Origin of the sequence: Polyangium sp. 6x1 (assembly GCF_029946515.1) — a bacterium.
Taxonomy (GTDB): domain Bacteria; phylum Myxococcota_A; class Polyangia; order Polyangiales; family Polyangiaceae; genus Polyangium.
The window spans coordinates 148,170-164,588 of sequence record NZ_JARZHH010000001.1; the positions used below are offsets into that span (position 1 = coordinate 148,170).

Consider the following 16,419-nt stretch of genomic DNA (forward strand, 5'->3'; position numbering starts at 1 on the left):
CTGTGCTAGTACAGAGTGATGGATCGCGGGGGAGCCTCGCAGCGAATCGTGGCGGAGCTCAAGCGGCAGGTGGCGACTGGCGCCCTCCCGCCGGGCGCGCGTGCGCCGTCGACGCGGGCGGTGAGCCGGCGCTTCCGGGTGGCGCACGCGACGGCCGCGAAGGCGCTTGCAGCGCTGTGCCAGGAGGGTGTGCTCCTCGCGAAGCCGCGGGTCGGCCACGTCGTCGCGCCGCGGGAGGCCCCGGCGGAAGAGGGCCTCGGCCGGGCGAGGATCGTGCGGGCGGCGATGGCGATCGCGGACGCACAGGGAGTCGACGCCCTGTCGATGCGCGCGGTCGCGGCGGTGCTGTCGGCGCCGCCGATGTCGCTCTATCGCCACGTACAGAGCAAGGCCGAGCTCATCGCCGCAATGGTCAACGCAGCGTTCGGCGAGCTCGAGCTGCCGCCGCCCGCGCGCTCGTGGCGCGAGGGCCTCGAGGTCTCCGCGCGTGGGCTCTGGACGCTCTACCAGCGCCACCCCTGGCTCGCCCACGTGATGACGGTGACGCGCCCGCTCACCCAGCCGAACGTGGTCGCGTTCGCGGACTGGATCTTCCAGGCGCTCGAGGGATCGGGCGTCGACGCACGCGGGCGCCTCGAGCTCCACCTGCTCGTCTTCAGCTACGTGCGCGGCGTCGGTGTCGATCTCGAGGCCGAGCGGCGCGCCGAGGCCGAGAGCGGCGTCGACGGGGAGCACTGGAACGAGGCGCAGGCGCCCGTGTTCGCCGAGCTCGCGAGGTCGGCCCGCCACGCGAGCTTCTCGTCGGTGCTTCGGGATCTCGGGGAAGGCTACGACCTGAATCTCGACGCGCTGTTCGAGAGCGGCCTCGCGGCGCTCCTCGACGGCATCGAGCAACGGCTCCCCGCGCGGCCGGCTAGCACGTCGCGTGTTGGCACATGCACAAAACTTGCAGGGCAAGAGCCGTCGATGTTAGGACGCCCCGGATGAAAGCCGGGGATCGACTCGGAGACAAATACCGCCTAGTGCGCCAGCTTGGCGCGGGTACCATGGGTGTCGTCTGGGAAGCAATGCACGAGACCACCCAGCGTCGCGTGGCCATCAAGCTGCTCGCCCAGCCCTCCGAGGACCTCCGGCACCGCCTGCTCCGCGAGGCTCGCATTTGCGGCGCCATTGCGCACCGAAACGTCATTGAAGTTTACGACACCGGGGCGACGCACGAGGGGGAGCCCTACCTCGTGATGCAGCTCCTCTCCGGCGAAACGCTCGCCGAGTTGCTTCGTCGGCAGCGTCGGCTTTCGCAGCCTCTCGCCGCTCAGATCGGGCGTGACATCGCCCGCGCCCTTGCTGCTGCACACGCCGTGAACGTCATTCATCGGGACCTCAAGCCTGCCAATGTATTTCTTCATCAGGAGGCCGGGGTCGACGGGCTCGTCGTGAAGGTGCTCGACTTCGGAGTCGCGAAGAACCTCGCGGCGAAAGAATTACTCGTGACGGCCGTCGGCGGCGCCGTCGGGTCCCCAGCATACATGAGCCCGGAAGCCATCAGGGGGGCGCTTGATCTCGACGCTCGCACCGACATCTGGTCGCTGGGCGTGGTGCTCTCCGAGATGCTGACGGGCACGAGACCCTTCCCCGGCGGTGGACAAGAACTGCTCATTCGTATCCTCAGCGGCCCAATTCCTCGTCTGTCCCAGACCGTGCGCCACATCAATGCGGAGCTCGACGATATCGTGGCGATGTGCCTCGAGCGCGACCGTGCCAAGCGTATTGCATCGGCCGCGGTGGTCGAACGCCTGCTCCAGGCCCACGTCGGACCCGATGAGGGCTCACGTATTCCCGTGGGGTTGCTGGAGCGGGCGATGGCGGGTTCGTCGCCCGATCTCGGCAGCGTGGCGCCGGCCGTGCCGCAACTGGCGCCGGCCACTGCGCCAGTGATCCGGAGTGCTCCGCCGATGCCCGACTCGACGATGCGGTTGAATGGTCCCGCTCCGGCGCAGACGCCAATGGCTGCCATGCAGCCGTGGATGGCCGCGGGCGCTGCCGTGGATGCCACCGCGCCGCTGCCGCCCTCGTCTCGGCAGCAGCCCCACGTGGGTAAAGCCGGGACCCTGATCATAGGTCTCGAGACATCGAGGCCGGCGACGGGGCCCCGGGGAACCGAGCGCATGATCGACAGTCGAGCCGTGCTGGCGCAGGCAGCCTCCCGACCACTCCCGGCCCCGTCGCTCCCGCCTACGAATTCAAATACGCCGGTCTCGCCACCTGCCAAGCGGAAGGTCAAGCGCACCCCAATGCTTGGAATCGTCGTGGGCGCAATCGTGATCATGGGGCTCGCAATCAGCCTGATCGTGGTCCTGACCAAACGCCCCGTTGAATCCCGGTCACAAGACGCACCAGCAGCATTACGGTTGTCACCGTAGCACTATACCGTACAGTTGGGCCGTCACGTGGGATCGCTGAACGTGCGACCAGAGCAATCTCCGATCGTCACGTGAGACTCGCGCAGACATGGTGGTTCGTGAGCGGAGCACGGCGGCAAACAAAATTCTTGTGACACCGCTCGCTTTCATGGAATGCTTGCGGGACCATGAAATCGGGGGATCTCCTCGGCGGTAAGTACCGGCTCGAACAGGCGATCGGCCAGGGCGCGATGGGCGCCGTGTGGGCGGCGTTCGATCACGCGACGAACCGCAAGGTCGCGCTCAAGCTGATCTTGCCGCAGCAGAAGGAGCACCTGACGAACGACCTGCGCCAACGCCTCCTGCGCGAGGCGCGGGCATGCGGGAAGCTGCGCCACCGGAACATCGTCCAGATCTTCGACGTCGGCGAGACGCCGCAGGGCGAGCCCTTCCTCGTCCTCGAGCTCTTGCAGGGCCAAACCCTCGGCGAGCTGCTCAAGGAGAAGCGGCGCATCGAGCCTGCGATCGCGGCGCGCATCGCGGGTGAGGTCGCGAGTGGGCTGGCGGTCGCGCACGCCGCGCAGGTCATCCATCGTGATCTCAAGCCCGCGAACATCTTCCTCCACCGCGAGGAGGGCATGCCCGAGGGCACGTTCATCTCGAAGATCCTCGACTTCGGGGTGTGCAAGAACCTCGACTCGGTCGACAGCGTCGCGACGCAGACGGGCACGGCCGTGGGGTCACCCGCGTACATGAGCCCCGAGCAGGTGGGCATGCGCAAGGACCTCGACCACCGCACGGACATCTGGTCGCTCGGAATCGTGCTCTACGAGATGCTCACGGGAAGCCGTCCCTTCACGGGCTCGGTGCAGGACGTGATCCGTCACATCCTCATCACGCCCGTGCCGCCGCCTTCGGCGAAGGTGCGCGACGTGCCGGCAGAGCTCGACGAGGTCGTGGCGCGTTGCACGGCGGCGAAGCGAGACGCGCGGTTCCCGAGCACGGACGAGCTGACGCGCACGCTCCTCACGATCGCGGGGATGCCGCGGCCGATGACGCGCAAGGCGACGTTCACGGGGGTGGATCAACCGATTCCGCAGGCGTCGGGGCCCGAGCGAAAGCCAACGTTCACGGGGGTGGAGCAGCCCGTCCCCCAACAGACGGGCCCACAACGAAAGCCGACGTTCACGGGCGTGGAGCAGCCGATCCCGTCGTCGATGGGGCCGCAGCGCACGCCGACGTATACGCCGATGGACGTGACCGCGCCGCTGCCCGGCGCAGCTCCCCGCGCGGCGATGAGCTCGACGCCGGAGGAGGACGACGACAGCGAGCTCGCGGCGACGCTGCCGCTGCAGGGTCGGATGCTGATGGACATGCGGCGAGGCGCGCCGCCAGCAGGGCGCGGCGAGGACGCCTCGACGGGGACGCAGCTCTTGCAGCCGAACCAGCCCATCGCGTCTCCGGCGCCCGCGTGGAAGGAGGAGATGCAGCAGGCGATCGCGGCGCATCGGCAGTCCTACGCGGTGCTGGAAGGGGTGGTGCCGGAGCAGGCGGCGAACGGGCAGACGCAGATGCTCACGCCAGAGATCCAGGCGACGCTCGGGGGACGCGTGGATCACGCGGGGACGACGTCGGCCGCAGGCGCGCTCGCCCACGCGACGGGTGGATACCCGGCGCCGCCGATGCCGGTGATGGATCCGGCGGTGGCGGGGAGGCGCAAGCGTGGGAAGGGTGTGCTGTTCGGGGTGATGGGCGCGGGGGTGGCGGCGGCGATCGGGGTGGTTGGGTTGCTCGTGATGAGCGCGAGGGAGCCCGCTGCGACAGGGCAGCCGCCGAGCTCGCCGACGACAACCCCCGAGACGAAGGCGGAGGGAAGCAGCGCGGCAACAACGAAGGCGCCGGAGCCGACGCCCGAGACGGCTCCGGCAAAGGATTCGGTTCCGCTACCTCCTGTGAAGGCGGAGGAGTTGAAGCCGGAGACGCCGCCAGCGTCGACAGCACAACCGGAAGCGCAACTTGTCGCTCCTCCCGTGCAAACGGCGACGGTGTCGGCGCCATCTCCGACGCCGAAGCCCACGTATCAGGCGCCGGCATCGAAGCCGACGGGGCTGACGCAGAAGGCAAAGACGCCCGTTTGCACGGGTGTGGGGCTCTTCAAGAAGTGCAAGTGAAGCCGACACTTGCAACGTGGTGTTTTTGCGTTTCTTCGGTTTTTTAATGGCCAGTGCAGCAGGAACGCTTGTACCGGTTTCCCGCGCCGCTGTGAGGAATCGTCGCGACTAAAAGAGCCGCGTCCGTCCTGACGAGGTCGGTGGTGCAGTCGGCGTGGCGGTCGCCGTGCCACCGGTCGTTGCTCGTGGCTTATTTTTCACATTTCCCGCCGGCTTCGCCGGTACCGTCCCCACCGGCTGCTCATCCAAAATCACCGGCGCATCCTGCATCTTCACGCTCGGCGCTGCTGCTGGCACCACCGTCGGCGTTGCCGTTCCCACCGGCTTCCCCGTCGCCACCACCGTCCCCGCGCTCCCCGCCCCGCCCGGCACCTCCTCCGGCACCACCGGCGCCGACCCAATCCACACCGCCGCAATCCCCCCCATCACCGCAATGAACACCCCCACCCCGATCAACGTCGTGAACTGACTCCGCCGCTGCTTCTTCTTCAGCTCCGCCGCCAAATCCACCTGCGGCAACCCCAACCCCGGCGTCGCCCCCGCCTTCTCCACCACCTGAACCAGCCCGCCGAGCCCCGCCGTCTTCCCCGCCGGATCCTCCACCGCCCCCGGCACCTCTGCCGCCGACTGCGCCCACGGCCGCGCACTCTGCGACGTGGGCCCCGGTCTCACCGAACCGCTCCCATTGCTCGCCGTCGCCGTCGCCGGAGCCGGCGCCCCGGCACCATTCCCCTTCGCCTGCTGCTCCTGGATGTACCGCCAGTCCATCCGCTGCAGGTCCAGTATCTGCGATGGGCGCACCACGTGCGCATTGAAAAGCTGCGCCGCGATCTCCGCCGGATCCTCCGGCACCTGCTCCAGGTACATCAGCACCACGTCCGCGGGCTCCGCCGTCGCCTCCCGCCGCGGCACGAAGCGCACCGTCAAACCGCCCACCACGTCCTGCTCGCGCCCATTGGAAATAGCCGTCCACTTGATGTCCGACTCCACGAGCACGTTCGCGATCCGGGCCATGCAATACGCCAGCGTCGCGAAATCCACGCGGTCCGGGTACACGATGACCACCCGCCGCGGCGGCGTCGAGTTCTCCACCGTCCACCGGAACGACAAACCGCTCGGCCCCGGCGTATGCAGATCCTCGAAATCCGCCAGATACCCCTTGAGCAGCGGGAGCAACGCGTCCGCGTTCTGCGCGTGCTGGACGTAGGTGTGATACCAGCCGCTCCCCTCCGCCTGCGACTCCTCGTCCGGCAAGAGCTTCTGATAAAACTGCACCGCCGTCCCGTAAATCGCCTCCCCGTCGAGGTGCCGGTCGATGAGCGCCGCAGAGTGGCAAAACGGCGGGTCTTGTCTCCCTGCGTGGTCCTTCGCTCCCTTGATGCGCAGCCCGAAGATCAGCGCGAGCCCTCCGTGCCCCGGCTCGTATTGCGTATCATCGCGCGACAGGTTCCCGATCGCGAACGCGTACGCGCTCCCGTGCCGCGGCTCGATGTACTTCACCAGCCGCGAGAGGTGGCTGAAATGCTGCCGCGTCAGCGGCTCCTGCGGCACCTGGGGCCGGTAGATGAAGTCGATCTGATGCCCCGGCACGTTACCGTGGAGGAAATGGAACCAGGCCGCCCCGTAGGGCACCTTGTAGGTCGGGACTTCGTATCCCGCAGAAACGACGTGCGTCTCGTCCATGTCCCCCTCCGCTCAACCCTTCCGCGGCATGGGCGGCTGTCGATTCAAGAGCGGCGCTGTTGCTTCCATCGGGTTGAGGGCGTCGAGCGGCAGCGTCGTCTTGGTGTTCGGTTTCTGCCCGAACCCCGGCCGCGGCCCGAAGCCCGGCGCGGCCGGCTGCGGCGCGGGCGTATGTTGCGGCGCCTGCCCGTAATGCTGCGGCGCCGGCATCTGCCCATGCCCATTCGACGGAGGCAACGCGTGCGGAATCTGCGGCGCCGGGAACGACGGCTGCGATTGCGAAGCGGGCGCGTTCATCCCCGGCGTGATCGTCGAAGCGCGCGACCGGAACTCACTCTTCATCCGCTGCAAGAGCTGGTTGTCGTAGGCCGACTTCGGCAGGATCTGCTCGACGAAGTGCGAGAACAGGACGTGCGTCGAGTGCCCGTAGCTCGCCGACCCGACGAGCACCTTCACGTCGATCTGCGTCGCGTATTGCCGCAGGCTGTCGATGAGCGGCGTGTAGAGCGCCCTCGCCTGCGCCTCCGCCTGCGCGGGTGAGCCCGGAATGAGGTCGCTCTTGTTGATGAAGAGCACCACGCTCTTGCACGACGCGACCGTCTTCGGGCTGAAGAAGTATTTCAGCGCCTGCGGGTTGAACTCGTTGAGCTGCTCGCCGATGCGGTTCGTGTCGACCTGCTGCGCATCCTTGCCGCCGAGGTCGACGACCATCAAGAGCCCGTGGATCTCTTCGATGATGAGCTCCTGCTGGGCGTCGACGATGTGCTCGCCGCCCCAGTCGTGCACCTCGAACACGTGCTCCACGAGCGTGTCCTTGTTCCGCACGTGGCTCACGGTGCGCTCGTACCGCTCGATCTTCGTCCCCTCGATCGTCCCGAGATCCACGAGCGGGTTCGACCACTTCAGCGTGAGCGAGCTCTTGCCCGTCGCCTTCATGCCGAGCGTGAGGATCCGGTAGACCTTGCGATCGATCTTCGGCCGCTTCTCGAGCTCGGTCTTGTGCCAGTTGAGCTCCTCTTCCATGTGGTCGAGCCAGCCGATCTTCTTCTGGTTCTCGGTGCCGAGCGTGGTGGCCTGCGCCTGAAGCTCGCGGTTCGCCGCGACGAGCGACTGGTTCTTCATCTCGGCCGTCTCGAGCTCTTCCGTGAGCTTCGACGCGCGCATGCCGAGCACGATGAGCACCACGACCAGCGCCGTGATGATGATGCCGATGATGATGAAGACCGTCGTCATGCGCTCCTCGCCTCGGACATGGTTTGGCTCGTGCCATCAGATCACGCAGACCCCGAAGCAGGCAAGAAATCTTACCACGAATCGTTACACGGTTCGAATGGTACGCTACGATGCTCCACATCGGCGAGATTGCCGGACACATCCGCCCTGACCAACGATGAAAGCTGGAAGCACGATCGGGAAGAAGTATCGCCTCGTCCGGTCCATCGGCGCAGGCACCATGGGCACGGTCTGGGCCGCGGAGGAGATCGGGGCGCGCCGTGAGGTCGCGCTGAAATTGCTCTCGAAGTCGACGCCGGAGCTCCGGCAGCGGTTCCTGCGCGAGGTTCGGCTCTCGGCGCGCCTGTCGCACCCGAACATCGTCCGCTTGCTCGACGCGGGTGAGACCGACGACGGCGAGCCGTTTCTCGTGCTCGAGCTTCTCTCGGGCGAGTCGCTCGCCGACATGCTGAGGAACAAGCGGCGCATCGAGCCGAAGGTCGCCGCGCGCATCGCGCGCGACATCGCGAACGCGCTCGAAGCGGCACATCAGGCGAAGATCATGCACCGGGATCTCAAGCCCGCGAACGTCTTCCTGCACCACGAGCCTGGCGCGGCCGAAGGCACGTTCGTCGTGAAGGTCCTCGATTTCGGCATCGCGAAGAACCTCGGCCCCGGCGAGGAGACGCAGGCGACCTTGACGGGGATGGTGGTCGGATCGCCCGGGTACATGAGCCCCGAGCAGGTCGCGCTGCGCGCGGACGTCGATCAGCGAACGGACCTCTGGTCGCTCGGGATCTTGCTTTACGAGCTGCTCGCGGGCGTTCGTCCTTTCACGGGGTCGGTGCAAGACGTGGTTCGTCAGGTCCTCGTCGCGCCCATTCCCCCGATCTCCGCGCGGGTGCGCGACGTGCCCGAGGAACTCGAGGACGTCGTGATGCGGTGCCTCGAACGAGACCGCGACAAACGTATCGCGAGCGCCGGCGATCTCGTCGCGCTCCTCACGCCGCTCGTCGAATCGAGCCGCATCTGGAGGGCGCCGTCGAGTGCATCCCTCTCCGCCCCACGACCCCCGCAGTCGTCCTCGCCGCTGCTCGTGGCCTCCGACGCGACGCCCGCCGGAACGGCGCTCTTGCAGGCGGACGCGCCTGTGCCCGACCCGCTGCCGCCATGGCGACGCGAGATGCAGGAGTCGCTCTCCGCGCATCGGCGAAGCTCGACACTGACGGCGGGGATCCCCTTGCCTGCCGCGGAAGCCACGGCGCCGCCGACCGTGCGCGAGGAACCGGCGACGACGAGCACGACCGTTCTTCGTCGCCGGCAGGGTCGGATGATCCGTCTTCTGTCGTTCGGGCTGGGCGCGGCGGCGATGCTCGCGCTCGTCTCGCTCGTCGTCGTGATGCGACAGCCGGAGAGCGAACGAGCGGCGATCACCGAGGCGTCCGCGTCGACGACGGTCGCGGAAGCGTCGGTCACGAGGCCGTCCGTTCCGTTGGAGCACAAACCATCAGCCGCGCCGACGACGTCCCCGGCACCGACGCCACCGGCGCCCTCGTCGATGCAGACGGCTGCGCCAAACGCCGCGCCTGCGCCCACGGTCGCGCCTGCGGCGTTGTCCTCCACGCAGGTGGTCGCGTCTGCGAAGCCCACGTCGACATACAAGCCCTTGCCGCCGTGCACGCTGACGCTTCGGGTCGGGTGCAGGAACGTGAACAAGTCCAACCGTACGTTCTCTCCGTCTGGCCTCTGAGCGAGCGCGCCGCTCGTAGGATCACGGCCGCGATCCACATCTGTGTTCGTTCTTGCTACGAATTTGTCCTTTTAACGCAAACACTGCTAGCGCCCTGTGCATGATCGCCGGGAGCCGACTCGGGGGCAGATATCGCTTGTTACGCCCGCTCGGAGAGGGCGCGATGGGAATCGTGTGGGAGGCCGAGCACATCGCGACGTCTCGTCGTGTCGCGGTGAAGGTCCTCCGCGTCGCGTCCCTGAGCCACCGGCATCGATTGCGTCGGGAGGCGCGCCTCTGCGGCGCTATCGCGCATCGTCATGTCGTCGAGGTCTACGACGCGGGGGAGACGGACGTCGGCGAGCCTTTCCTCGTGATGCAGCTCCTCCACGGCGAGACGCTCGCCGATCTCTTGCGCCGGAGGAGGCGCCTCGAGCCACCGGAGGCTGCGCGGATCGGCCGCGACATCGCCCGCGCGCTCGCGACGACGCACGCGAAGAACATCATCCACCGCGACCTCAAGCCGTCGAACGTCTTCCTGCACCAGGAGCCCGGGACCGAAGGAGCCGTCGTCAAGGTCCTCGACTTCGGTGTGGCCAAGGAGCTCGACGCGGACGACACGCTGGTGACCGAGCGCAACGGCATCGTGGGAACTCCGGCCTACATGAGCCCCGAGCAACTCGCCTCGCCGCACGACGTGGATGCGCGCACGGACGTCTATTCGCTCGGCGTCGTGCTCTTCGAGATGTTGACGGGCGTGCGTCCGGTCTATCCCTTCGAGCTGAAGGAGGGCAACGGCCTGCGCCTGCGCCCGACGCCGCGCGTCTCGGACTACGTGAAGAATACCGACCCCGAGCTCGACGCGCTTGTCGCCTATTGCCTGGAGCGTGATCGCGAGCAACGGATCGCGACGGCTACCGGCGTCGCGGATCGGCTCGACCTGTATCTTGCGCTGCAAGCATGCACGGCGCCGCGCGTGAGGGACGCGTGGCCGCGCGTGACACGCGATGGGCCGGTTCCGGAGCCGCGAATCACGCAGTCCTGGTACGGGAGCGAGGGCGCGTCGTGGATTCCCGAGACGGTGCCGTCGCGGCCGGAAGGATCGACAGCGGCGGCGATGGTCCGATCGCAAGCGGAGTCGACGAGATCGGCTCCGGCCACGATGCGGATGGGGTCGCAGATGCTGAACGTGCTCGGGGGGCTCACGTCGCTGCTCTTGGTGGCGGTGATGGTGGGGGATCGGATGCAAAGGCCGGGGCCGGCAGCCGCGATGGCGGAGCGGGGCATCGCGAACGTGACGGCGGAGATCGTGGCGATGCCGCAGCCGAAGTGCGTCGAGGAGCCGACGCGCGGGGACGCGTCGCAGGACGCAGAGAAGGTGCAGGGCATCCACACGAAGAAGAAGTAGGATTGGACGCAGCCATGGAACTCGTTTGTCTCTGCCCCCTTCGCGCGTCGACGGTCGCCTGGCAGGCGCATACCGGAGCGCATGCGTTGACGGTGATTGTCAAGGCTACCTTCGTGGTACAGCCGGGGGAATGCGCGCTCGCGCCGGAGCAGGACCCGGTGCACGACGAGGACGGGCACGGGAATGACGACCCGGCGCGGAGCGTGGTCACGCCGAGCGACAAGGTGCCGTACAAGCCACGAGCGGACGTGATGCTCGTGGGACACGCGTATTCGCCCGGGAAACAGCCGGTGCGATCGGCGATGACGCGGCTCATCGTGGGGGAGCTCGATAAGTCGATCGAGGTGTGGTGCGATCGAGGGTTCCGCGTGCAGGACGGGCAACTGCTGGAAGGGCCGCGGTTTTTGAAGATGCCGCTCCGGTGGGAGCGCGCGGCGGGCGGGCCCGAGACGAAAAATCCGGTCGGGATGAGGTTCGACGCGGCGCCGGATGCGTATGGCATGGTGCCGATTCCGAACTTGCAGCCGCCGGGGATGTTTGTGTCCAAGCGGTCGGATACGTTTGCCCCGGTGGGGTACGGGCCGATGGGCGGGGCGTGGCCGGCGCGGAAGCAGCGGCTGGGGCATTTGGCGGGGACGTTTTCGCCGGCGAGGTGGGCGGAACAGCCGCTGCCGGAGGGGCTGGATGCGACGTATTTCCAGGCGGCGCCGATCGACCAGCAGGTGGCGGGGATCCGGCCGAACGAGCGGATCGTGCTGGAAGGGTTGCACGCGGAGCATGCGCGGGTGGTGACGAGTTTGCCGGGGGTGCGGCCGAGCGTGGTGGTGAATCGGGCGACGGGGGAGCGAGAGGAAGTGCAGCTCGTCGCGGATACGTTGTGGATTGACACGGACCGCGGGGTGTGCTGCGTGGTTTGGCGGGGGAGGATCGGGCTGCGTCGTGCGGATGAAGCGGGGCAGATTGCGGTGAGGATGGAGGGGGCGGCGGGGGCCGCGGAGGAGATCGAGGACGATTTGCTGGAGACGATTCCGCCGGCAGCGCTGGCGGCGGGGAATGGGGACGAGGGGGAGGACCTCGCGGCGATGACGCTGGTGCCGGCGTTTGGGGCGAAGGCGGCGGGGCCGGTGATGCCGTTTTTGGGGGGAGCGAGGCCGTCGGCGTCGGGGGGCGCGTCGGAGTCGCGGGGGGCGGGATTGCCGTTCGGGCAGTCGACGAGTTTGGCGGCCCTTCGGGCGGTGGAGGCGGCGGCGGTGCCGGTGGCGGGGGATCAAACGATGTTTCCGACCACCGCGAGGAAGGCAGCGACGCCGGCCCCGAGCGCGACGCCGATTGCGCCTCCCGCGTACGTTCCGCCGCCTCCGCCGGTGGCGGCTCCGCGCGCGACGGCGGAGAGCGTGTGGTCCTCGGGCGCGCCGGGTACAGCGGCGCCATCGCGGGAGACGATTGGCTCGACGGCTGCGGCGGCTGCGGCGGCTGCGGCGGCGATTGCGACGCCAAGTGTGGATCGTGCGAGCCAGGAGGGGGCGCTGGCCGCGTCGAATGCGGCGGCGGGCGCGGTTCCGTGGAGCGTGCCGAAGCGGGAATTGCGTCCGGCGATCACGGAGAGCGAGGCGCTCGGCGTCGAGCCGGCGCGGGAGATGTTGCAGCTCCTCTGGTACGACCCGGAGAGCATCGCGCGGATGCGGCGGGTGCCGGCGTGGAAGAAGGTGTTCGAGGAGCTCGAGCGGAGTCCGCGATCCCGCGAGATCGAGGTCGTGGATGCAGCACGGGAGCCGTGGGAGATCGAGGATCGGCAAGAGGTTTTTCAGATCCTCGTCAAGGCGCCGCGGACCGACGGCAAGGGCTTGGAGGAGGCGCTGGAGGGCGCGATCGGAGAGGACGGGAAGTTCGTCCCGCCGATGGTCTTGCTCGCGGGGGAGATTGAAATGCCGTTCGACGAGCTCGAGGCGCTCAAGGCGGCGATGTCGACGGCAGCGCCGCTGGTGACGGCGGCGGATGAGGGATTGAAGGCGGCGGTGGGGGTGGCGAAGGATTTCGTGCAGATGCCGGGGTTGTCAGCGGCACCGGCGGTGTGCGAGGGGTTGACGACGCGGATAAGGGACGCGTTTTCGAGGGAGAAGAAGGGGTTGCCGGCGGATTATTTGGAGCAGCAAATGGAGAGGGTGCTGCTCGGGGGGAGGCATTACCAGAAGAGAGAGGTGTTCGGGGGGAGGTTCTTGCGATGTTTGATTTGGTTGCCGGGGGAGAAGGGGGCAATCGTGGGGTATTTGCCGGAGGAGGTGGGGAAGAAGGTGCCGATGTGGAGGCGGTGGCGGGGGAGGGTGGTGGCGGAGGTGCATCCGCAGCAAGACCAATTCGAGGGGCGGGGGCGGGCGCTCCGGGTGGTGGCGGTGGGCAGATCGGGCGGGGTCGCATAGGTTCGTCGCGTACGAGGAGCGTGCCATGGGCAAAGGCGATCATGTCTCCAACAACGTCGTAGCCAAGTTGACCAAGGCGTTTGATGCCGGTCTCGCGGCCTGTTTCGCCAGCATCAAGAAGCCGCTGCGCGACGAGAGCGGCGAGCGGTTGTCGCAGAACGCGAACCTGCGTGACGCGTGGATGCGACGGAACATGCCGCGGACCTGGGCGGCGTTGCACCATTTCAAGGACCATCCCGAGCTGGTGGTTCTGCGCGAGAAGCTCCAGACGACGACGTACGTGGGGGGCGACGTCAATACGAGGGCGTACTCGGAAGCGTGTGTGCAATTCGAGGAGACGGTGAACCGCTTTTTCGAGAAGCTCGCGCGGGGGCGAGCGCCGCTCGACGCGAACGCGATGTTACCGGATGTCGCGTCGGTCCGAAGAGCATTCTTCCACATGACGCAGGTGGCGGAGGATCCCGGGGCTGTAGCGAGATTGCTCGAGCATTACAAGGACAATCCGCGGGAGCTGAAACAGGTCGAGGCGGAGATCGAGCAGGTGCGCGAGAGCATGCGCTGGGCGTGGGGAAGGTGCGAGTACTTGTTTCGGATGGTGACGCAGGAGATGATTCAGGGGTGAGCAATCGGGGCGATGAGGGGGAGGTTGACGGGGGAGCTCGTCGGGACGTTTCGGAGGGTGGGGTGGTGAGGAACAGAACCACACTGGGATCCAGTGAACTAAATTGGTTAGAGTTTGATGTCGCTCTTCCGACCGCTATGAACTGTTGAGTATCCCAGGGTTCCAGCGACCTTCAACCGATGACTTCCGTTCTGGGGAACCCACTCCGTAGTGGAGGCGTCGGCCCAGATCGCAAGGCCGGTGTCGAGGTTCCAGTGCCGTCGTAGCATGGGGCAGATCTTCTTCTCTGGTGTAAGTTGAGGGTCGCCGAAGTCTCGTTGCTCCGCCCGCATGTACGTATCGACCTCCATCCACAGCGCGTGCGTTCTAGTTATCGCCTCGTCAAGATACACATCAAATAGCCCCTTGCTCCGCAAGGCGCCCCCCTTGTCGTAGCTTCCTCCCTGCACGAGTTGGGGACAGTCGTTCATTGTCTTTGCAGACGGCATTGTTCCATTATAATAGTTCTTGACATCGATCAGCCAATTCCCGTTCGTAAAGAACTGGTACTTCCACTTCTCTAGATTGGTGCTATAGTTTCGCTCGAATTGATAAAATCCACGTGCGTTGCGAAGCAAGAACCACTCGTTCGCATGGGCGGAGTTTAGGTAGTAACTGCTTGCAGCGACGGCGATGTTGACGTTTTCCCAGTCTTGTCCGAATTTCTCCAGTCCAACGAATCGCTTGTGTAGAACATAAGAATCTTGGTACTGTTCAAGGGTGTTGTGGAAACGCCAGATGTTTTTGGTATTGACGCCACGGGCGTCCTCGAACAGCTTCTCGTTGTCGGGGTACGCCCGGACAATGCTATTTACGTAGGGGTGCACAGTGATGTCCGCGGCGATGTGGCTGATGTGGCCGATGCAGTAAGCAAATTGCATCAACAAATCTGGTCTTTTGCCACCCACCACTGCGGCGTAGCTCTTCTTTATGTCCCGAAGGCACCAAAGCATGTATAGACTGGGCTTGTTGTAGTGCATGAGGTCAGCTATGAACTGCCCCTTGTTCGTGTCCTCGAGGTAGAAAAGGTCCGGTCCGCAGGACCCAAGGTAGCTGGCCCCCGCAAATCTACACGCATCGTCTTTGGTATAGCGCCCGTGATCGTTCCTTCGAGCGTGCTCAACAGCCTTTGCATTACTGGACTGAATCTGGCTGAAGAGTGGTGAGCTGCCAACAAATGACTCGAGTGCCTTATATAGCACGTATGTGTGAGTTGTCAGTCCCGGCATGGTTTTGACCCCAATATTAATAATGAAGTGAATAGATGTTGATGCGTGAGCGTGGTGCCCGATCATAGCCGTAAACCCGTGGTGCCTCGTTCAACGGCATGACCAGATGCTCCGCGAGCCCAAGAGGGCCGTCTTGTACGGCTACCGGTGCTACGGCGTGCGTCAACATGAAATCAGGAGCGGGCCTGTAATCCTTCACTACATCTTCGAGCATCAATGTGAGGCACTCGCCCTCGTCTCTAACGACCTGAACCCGTGTCACGTTGTTGCAAGCCAGGAGAGCTGTAAGCACTCCTTCTCCTAGCACATTGGCTAGGTGAGCTTTCTTCATCATGACAATGCTATGATCAATCTCCTGGCGCTGGGCGGAATTTAGCTCTAAGGTGCCGAAGATGAGCATGGCTTCATTTTCAGCGGTTTGCTCAATATCTCGTTTGACGTCGTTCGTCGCATGCTGTGTGAATAGTTGACCGATCATTGCCGCCAGGTCGACACAAGAGCATGATACAATGATCAGTCCCGGTCGTCGTGACCCGTGGCTTGGACCGGCGAGCATCGCCACTCTCAGACTGTGATTCCAGGTGCATGACGACCACCCTAACTGCAATGAACCGCATATTTGCAATCTCTTATCGAGCCGGAGTAGCACGCCATTGGCCTCGTCAACAACGTACAAGAAATCTCCCACCGTGACCAAACCAGTTAGGCAGGAATTGCGTGCAAACGCAACTGGGACTTGCTTTCCGGTCAGCGTATCGATTCGTACGAGGCGGTCTGTTCCAGTGCTCATTATCAATGCGTCAAGTGGCTGGAAGAGCGCGAGCCACGCCCGATCCTCAAACGGAGGCTCCGGTGGAGGCTCGTTGGGAAAACCAGAGATGGGCCTTCCCGAATTGACGTCAAATGCGTGAACGCGCCCAGAGGACATCAGTACGAAAAGTTTTTCTTGCGCCGAGTCAAATATGGGCGGATGCGATGCGGGCGATTCTTGAAGACTAATGGGATACCCCTGTCGCTGCTGACCGGTACGATCAAAAATACCTATGGCATCGCGCGAACCGGTTCCGATCGTAAAATTATGGCTGAGCAGAAGAATACGATTGAGTCCTGTTTGTGCGCATCGGACCAGCTGAGGTGGGGCTGCAAGGAGACCATGGATTGGTGTGCGAAGCGGGATGAACTCCGGCTCGGAGCCCGGGATGCGGAAACTTGCGATGCGACCATCGAGATCGACGACCAGTAGCTCCGGTGCGCCGTCCATGTCCCAGTCGGCTACGCCCACCTGCGCCGCCGGCGCGACGAGATATGGGCGACGGCGCAATGCTGGAAAACCGGGAGCTGGCTCGCCATGAGGTGCGTATACATCGATAGCAGTAAACTTGTTGTGGTCAGCATCTTCTGCCCCACTAACAAACGCGATAAGCCACGAAACGGACGCGCGGGGGCGCCACACTACCGGCGCTGAAAAAATTGACAGATCGAAGGAAAGTTGAGTGGTAAGACGCATGAC

The 16,419-nt window shown here is 65.4% G+C and carries 11 protein-coding genes; 7 read left to right on the plus strand and 4 right to left on the minus strand.

Annotated features, from left to right (window positions below):
- The first annotated feature begins 18 nt into the window (after window positions 1-18).
- The 3 genes from QHF85_RS00540 (at window position 19) to QHF85_RS00550 (ending at window position 4,570) form a co-directional block, all read left to right on the plus strand.
- On the plus strand, window positions 19-987 hold the full coding sequence (locus tag QHF85_RS00540; RefSeq protein WP_281325009.1) for a TetR/AcrR family transcriptional regulator C-terminal domain-containing protein: 969 nt from the start codon (window positions 19-21) through the stop codon (window positions 985-987).
- Entirely contained in the window at window positions 984-2,420 is a 1,437-nt protein-coding gene (locus QHF85_RS00545; protein WP_281325010.1) for a serine/threonine-protein kinase, read from the plus strand. The genes QHF85_RS00540 and QHF85_RS00545 overlap by 4 nt, the downstream gene beginning before the upstream one ends.
- A gap of 167 nt (window positions 2,421-2,587) precedes the next feature.
- Window positions 2,588-4,570: a protein kinase gene (locus QHF85_RS00550; protein ID WP_281325011.1), complete on the plus strand. Its 1,983-nt coding sequence runs from the start codon at window positions 2,588-2,590 to the stop codon at window positions 4,568-4,570.
- 108 nt (window positions 4,571-4,678) lie between these two features.
- Here the strand turns inward: QHF85_RS00550 and QHF85_RS00555 are convergent, their stop codons facing one another.
- On the minus strand, window positions 4,679-6,253 hold the full coding sequence (locus QHF85_RS00555) for a hypothetical protein (protein ID WP_281325012.1): 1,575 nt from the start codon (window positions 6,251-6,253) through the stop codon (window positions 4,679-4,681).
- A gap of 12 nt (window positions 6,254-6,265) precedes the next feature.
- Window positions 6,266-7,486 (minus strand): hypothetical protein, encoded by a 1,221-nt coding sequence (locus tag QHF85_RS00560; protein ID WP_281325013.1) that lies wholly within the window; start codon window positions 7,484-7,486, stop codon window positions 6,266-6,268.
- A gap of 157 nt (window positions 7,487-7,643) precedes the next feature.
- On the opposite strand from QHF85_RS00560, the gene QHF85_RS00565 reads away from it, so the two are divergent.
- The 4 genes from QHF85_RS00565 (at window position 7,644) to QHF85_RS00580 (ending at window position 13,641) form a co-directional block, all read left to right on the plus strand.
- A complete protein-coding gene (locus tag QHF85_RS00565) occupies window positions 7,644-9,215 on the plus strand; it encodes a serine/threonine-protein kinase (protein ID WP_281325014.1) in 1,572 nt (523 codons plus the stop codon).
- 100 nt (window positions 9,216-9,315) lie between these two features.
- Window positions 9,316-10,602, plus strand: a complete 1,287-nt coding sequence (locus QHF85_RS00570) for a serine/threonine-protein kinase (RefSeq protein WP_281325015.1) — start codon at window positions 9,316-9,318, stop codon at window positions 10,600-10,602.
- Window positions 10,603-10,616: 14 nt separating this feature from the next.
- Window positions 10,617-13,019 (plus strand): DUF2169 domain-containing protein, encoded by a 2,403-nt coding sequence (locus QHF85_RS00575; RefSeq protein WP_281325016.1) that lies wholly within the window; start codon window positions 10,617-10,619, stop codon window positions 13,017-13,019.
- Window positions 13,020-13,044: 25 nt separating this feature from the next.
- On the plus strand, window positions 13,045-13,641 hold the full coding sequence (locus QHF85_RS00580; protein ID WP_281325017.1) for a hypothetical protein: 597 nt from the start codon (window positions 13,045-13,047) through the stop codon (window positions 13,639-13,641).
- Between the two features lie 107 nt (window positions 13,642-13,748).
- On the opposite strand, the gene QHF85_RS00585 is transcribed toward QHF85_RS00580, so the two are convergent.
- Window positions 13,749-14,909, minus strand: coding sequence for a zinc dependent phospholipase C family protein (locus QHF85_RS00585; protein ID WP_281325018.1), 1,161 nt, complete (start codon window positions 14,907-14,909; stop codon window positions 13,749-13,751).
- A gap of 16 nt (window positions 14,910-14,925) precedes the next feature.
- On the minus strand, window positions 14,926-16,416 hold the full coding sequence (locus QHF85_RS00590) for a hypothetical protein (RefSeq protein ID WP_281325019.1): 1,491 nt from the start codon (window positions 16,414-16,416) through the stop codon (window positions 14,926-14,928).
- Window positions 16,417-16,419 lie beyond the last annotated feature (3 nt).

Excerpts from the sequence above, each read along its gene's own strand:
- QHF85_RS00540 (WP_281325009.1), top strand. The coding sequence starts at position 19 with ATGGATCGCGGGGGAGCCTCGCAGCGAATCGTGGCGGAGCTCAAGCGG.
- QHF85_RS00545 (WP_281325010.1), top strand. The coding sequence starts at position 984 with ATGAAAGCCGGGGATCGACTCGGAGACAAATACCGCCTAGTGCGCCAG.
- QHF85_RS00550 (WP_281325011.1), top strand. The coding sequence starts at position 2,588 with ATGAAATCGGGGGATCTCCTCGGCGGTAAGTACCGGCTCGAACAGGCG.
- QHF85_RS00555 (WP_281325012.1), bottom strand. The coding sequence starts at position 6,253 with ATGGACGAGACGCACGTCGTTTCTGCGGGATACGAAGTCCCGACCTAC.
- QHF85_RS00560 (WP_281325013.1), bottom strand. The coding sequence starts at position 7,486 with ATGACGACGGTCTTCATCATCATCGGCATCATCATCACGGCGCTGGTC.
- QHF85_RS00565 (WP_281325014.1), top strand. The coding sequence starts at position 7,644 with ATGAAAGCTGGAAGCACGATCGGGAAGAAGTATCGCCTCGTCCGGTCC.
- QHF85_RS00570 (WP_281325015.1), top strand. The coding sequence starts at position 9,316 with ATGATCGCCGGGAGCCGACTCGGGGGCAGATATCGCTTGTTACGCCCG.
- QHF85_RS00575 (WP_281325016.1), top strand. The coding sequence starts at position 10,617 with ATGGAACTCGTTTGTCTCTGCCCCCTTCGCGCGTCGACGGTCGCCTGG.
- QHF85_RS00580 (WP_281325017.1), top strand. The coding sequence starts at position 13,045 with ATGGGCAAAGGCGATCATGTCTCCAACAACGTCGTAGCCAAGTTGACC.
- QHF85_RS00585 (WP_281325018.1), bottom strand. The coding sequence starts at position 14,909 with ATGCCGGGACTGACAACTCACACATACGTGCTATATAAGGCACTCGAG.
- QHF85_RS00590 (WP_281325019.1), bottom strand. The coding sequence starts at position 16,416 with ATGCGTCTTACCACTCAACTTTCCTTCGATCTGTCAATTTTTTCAGCG.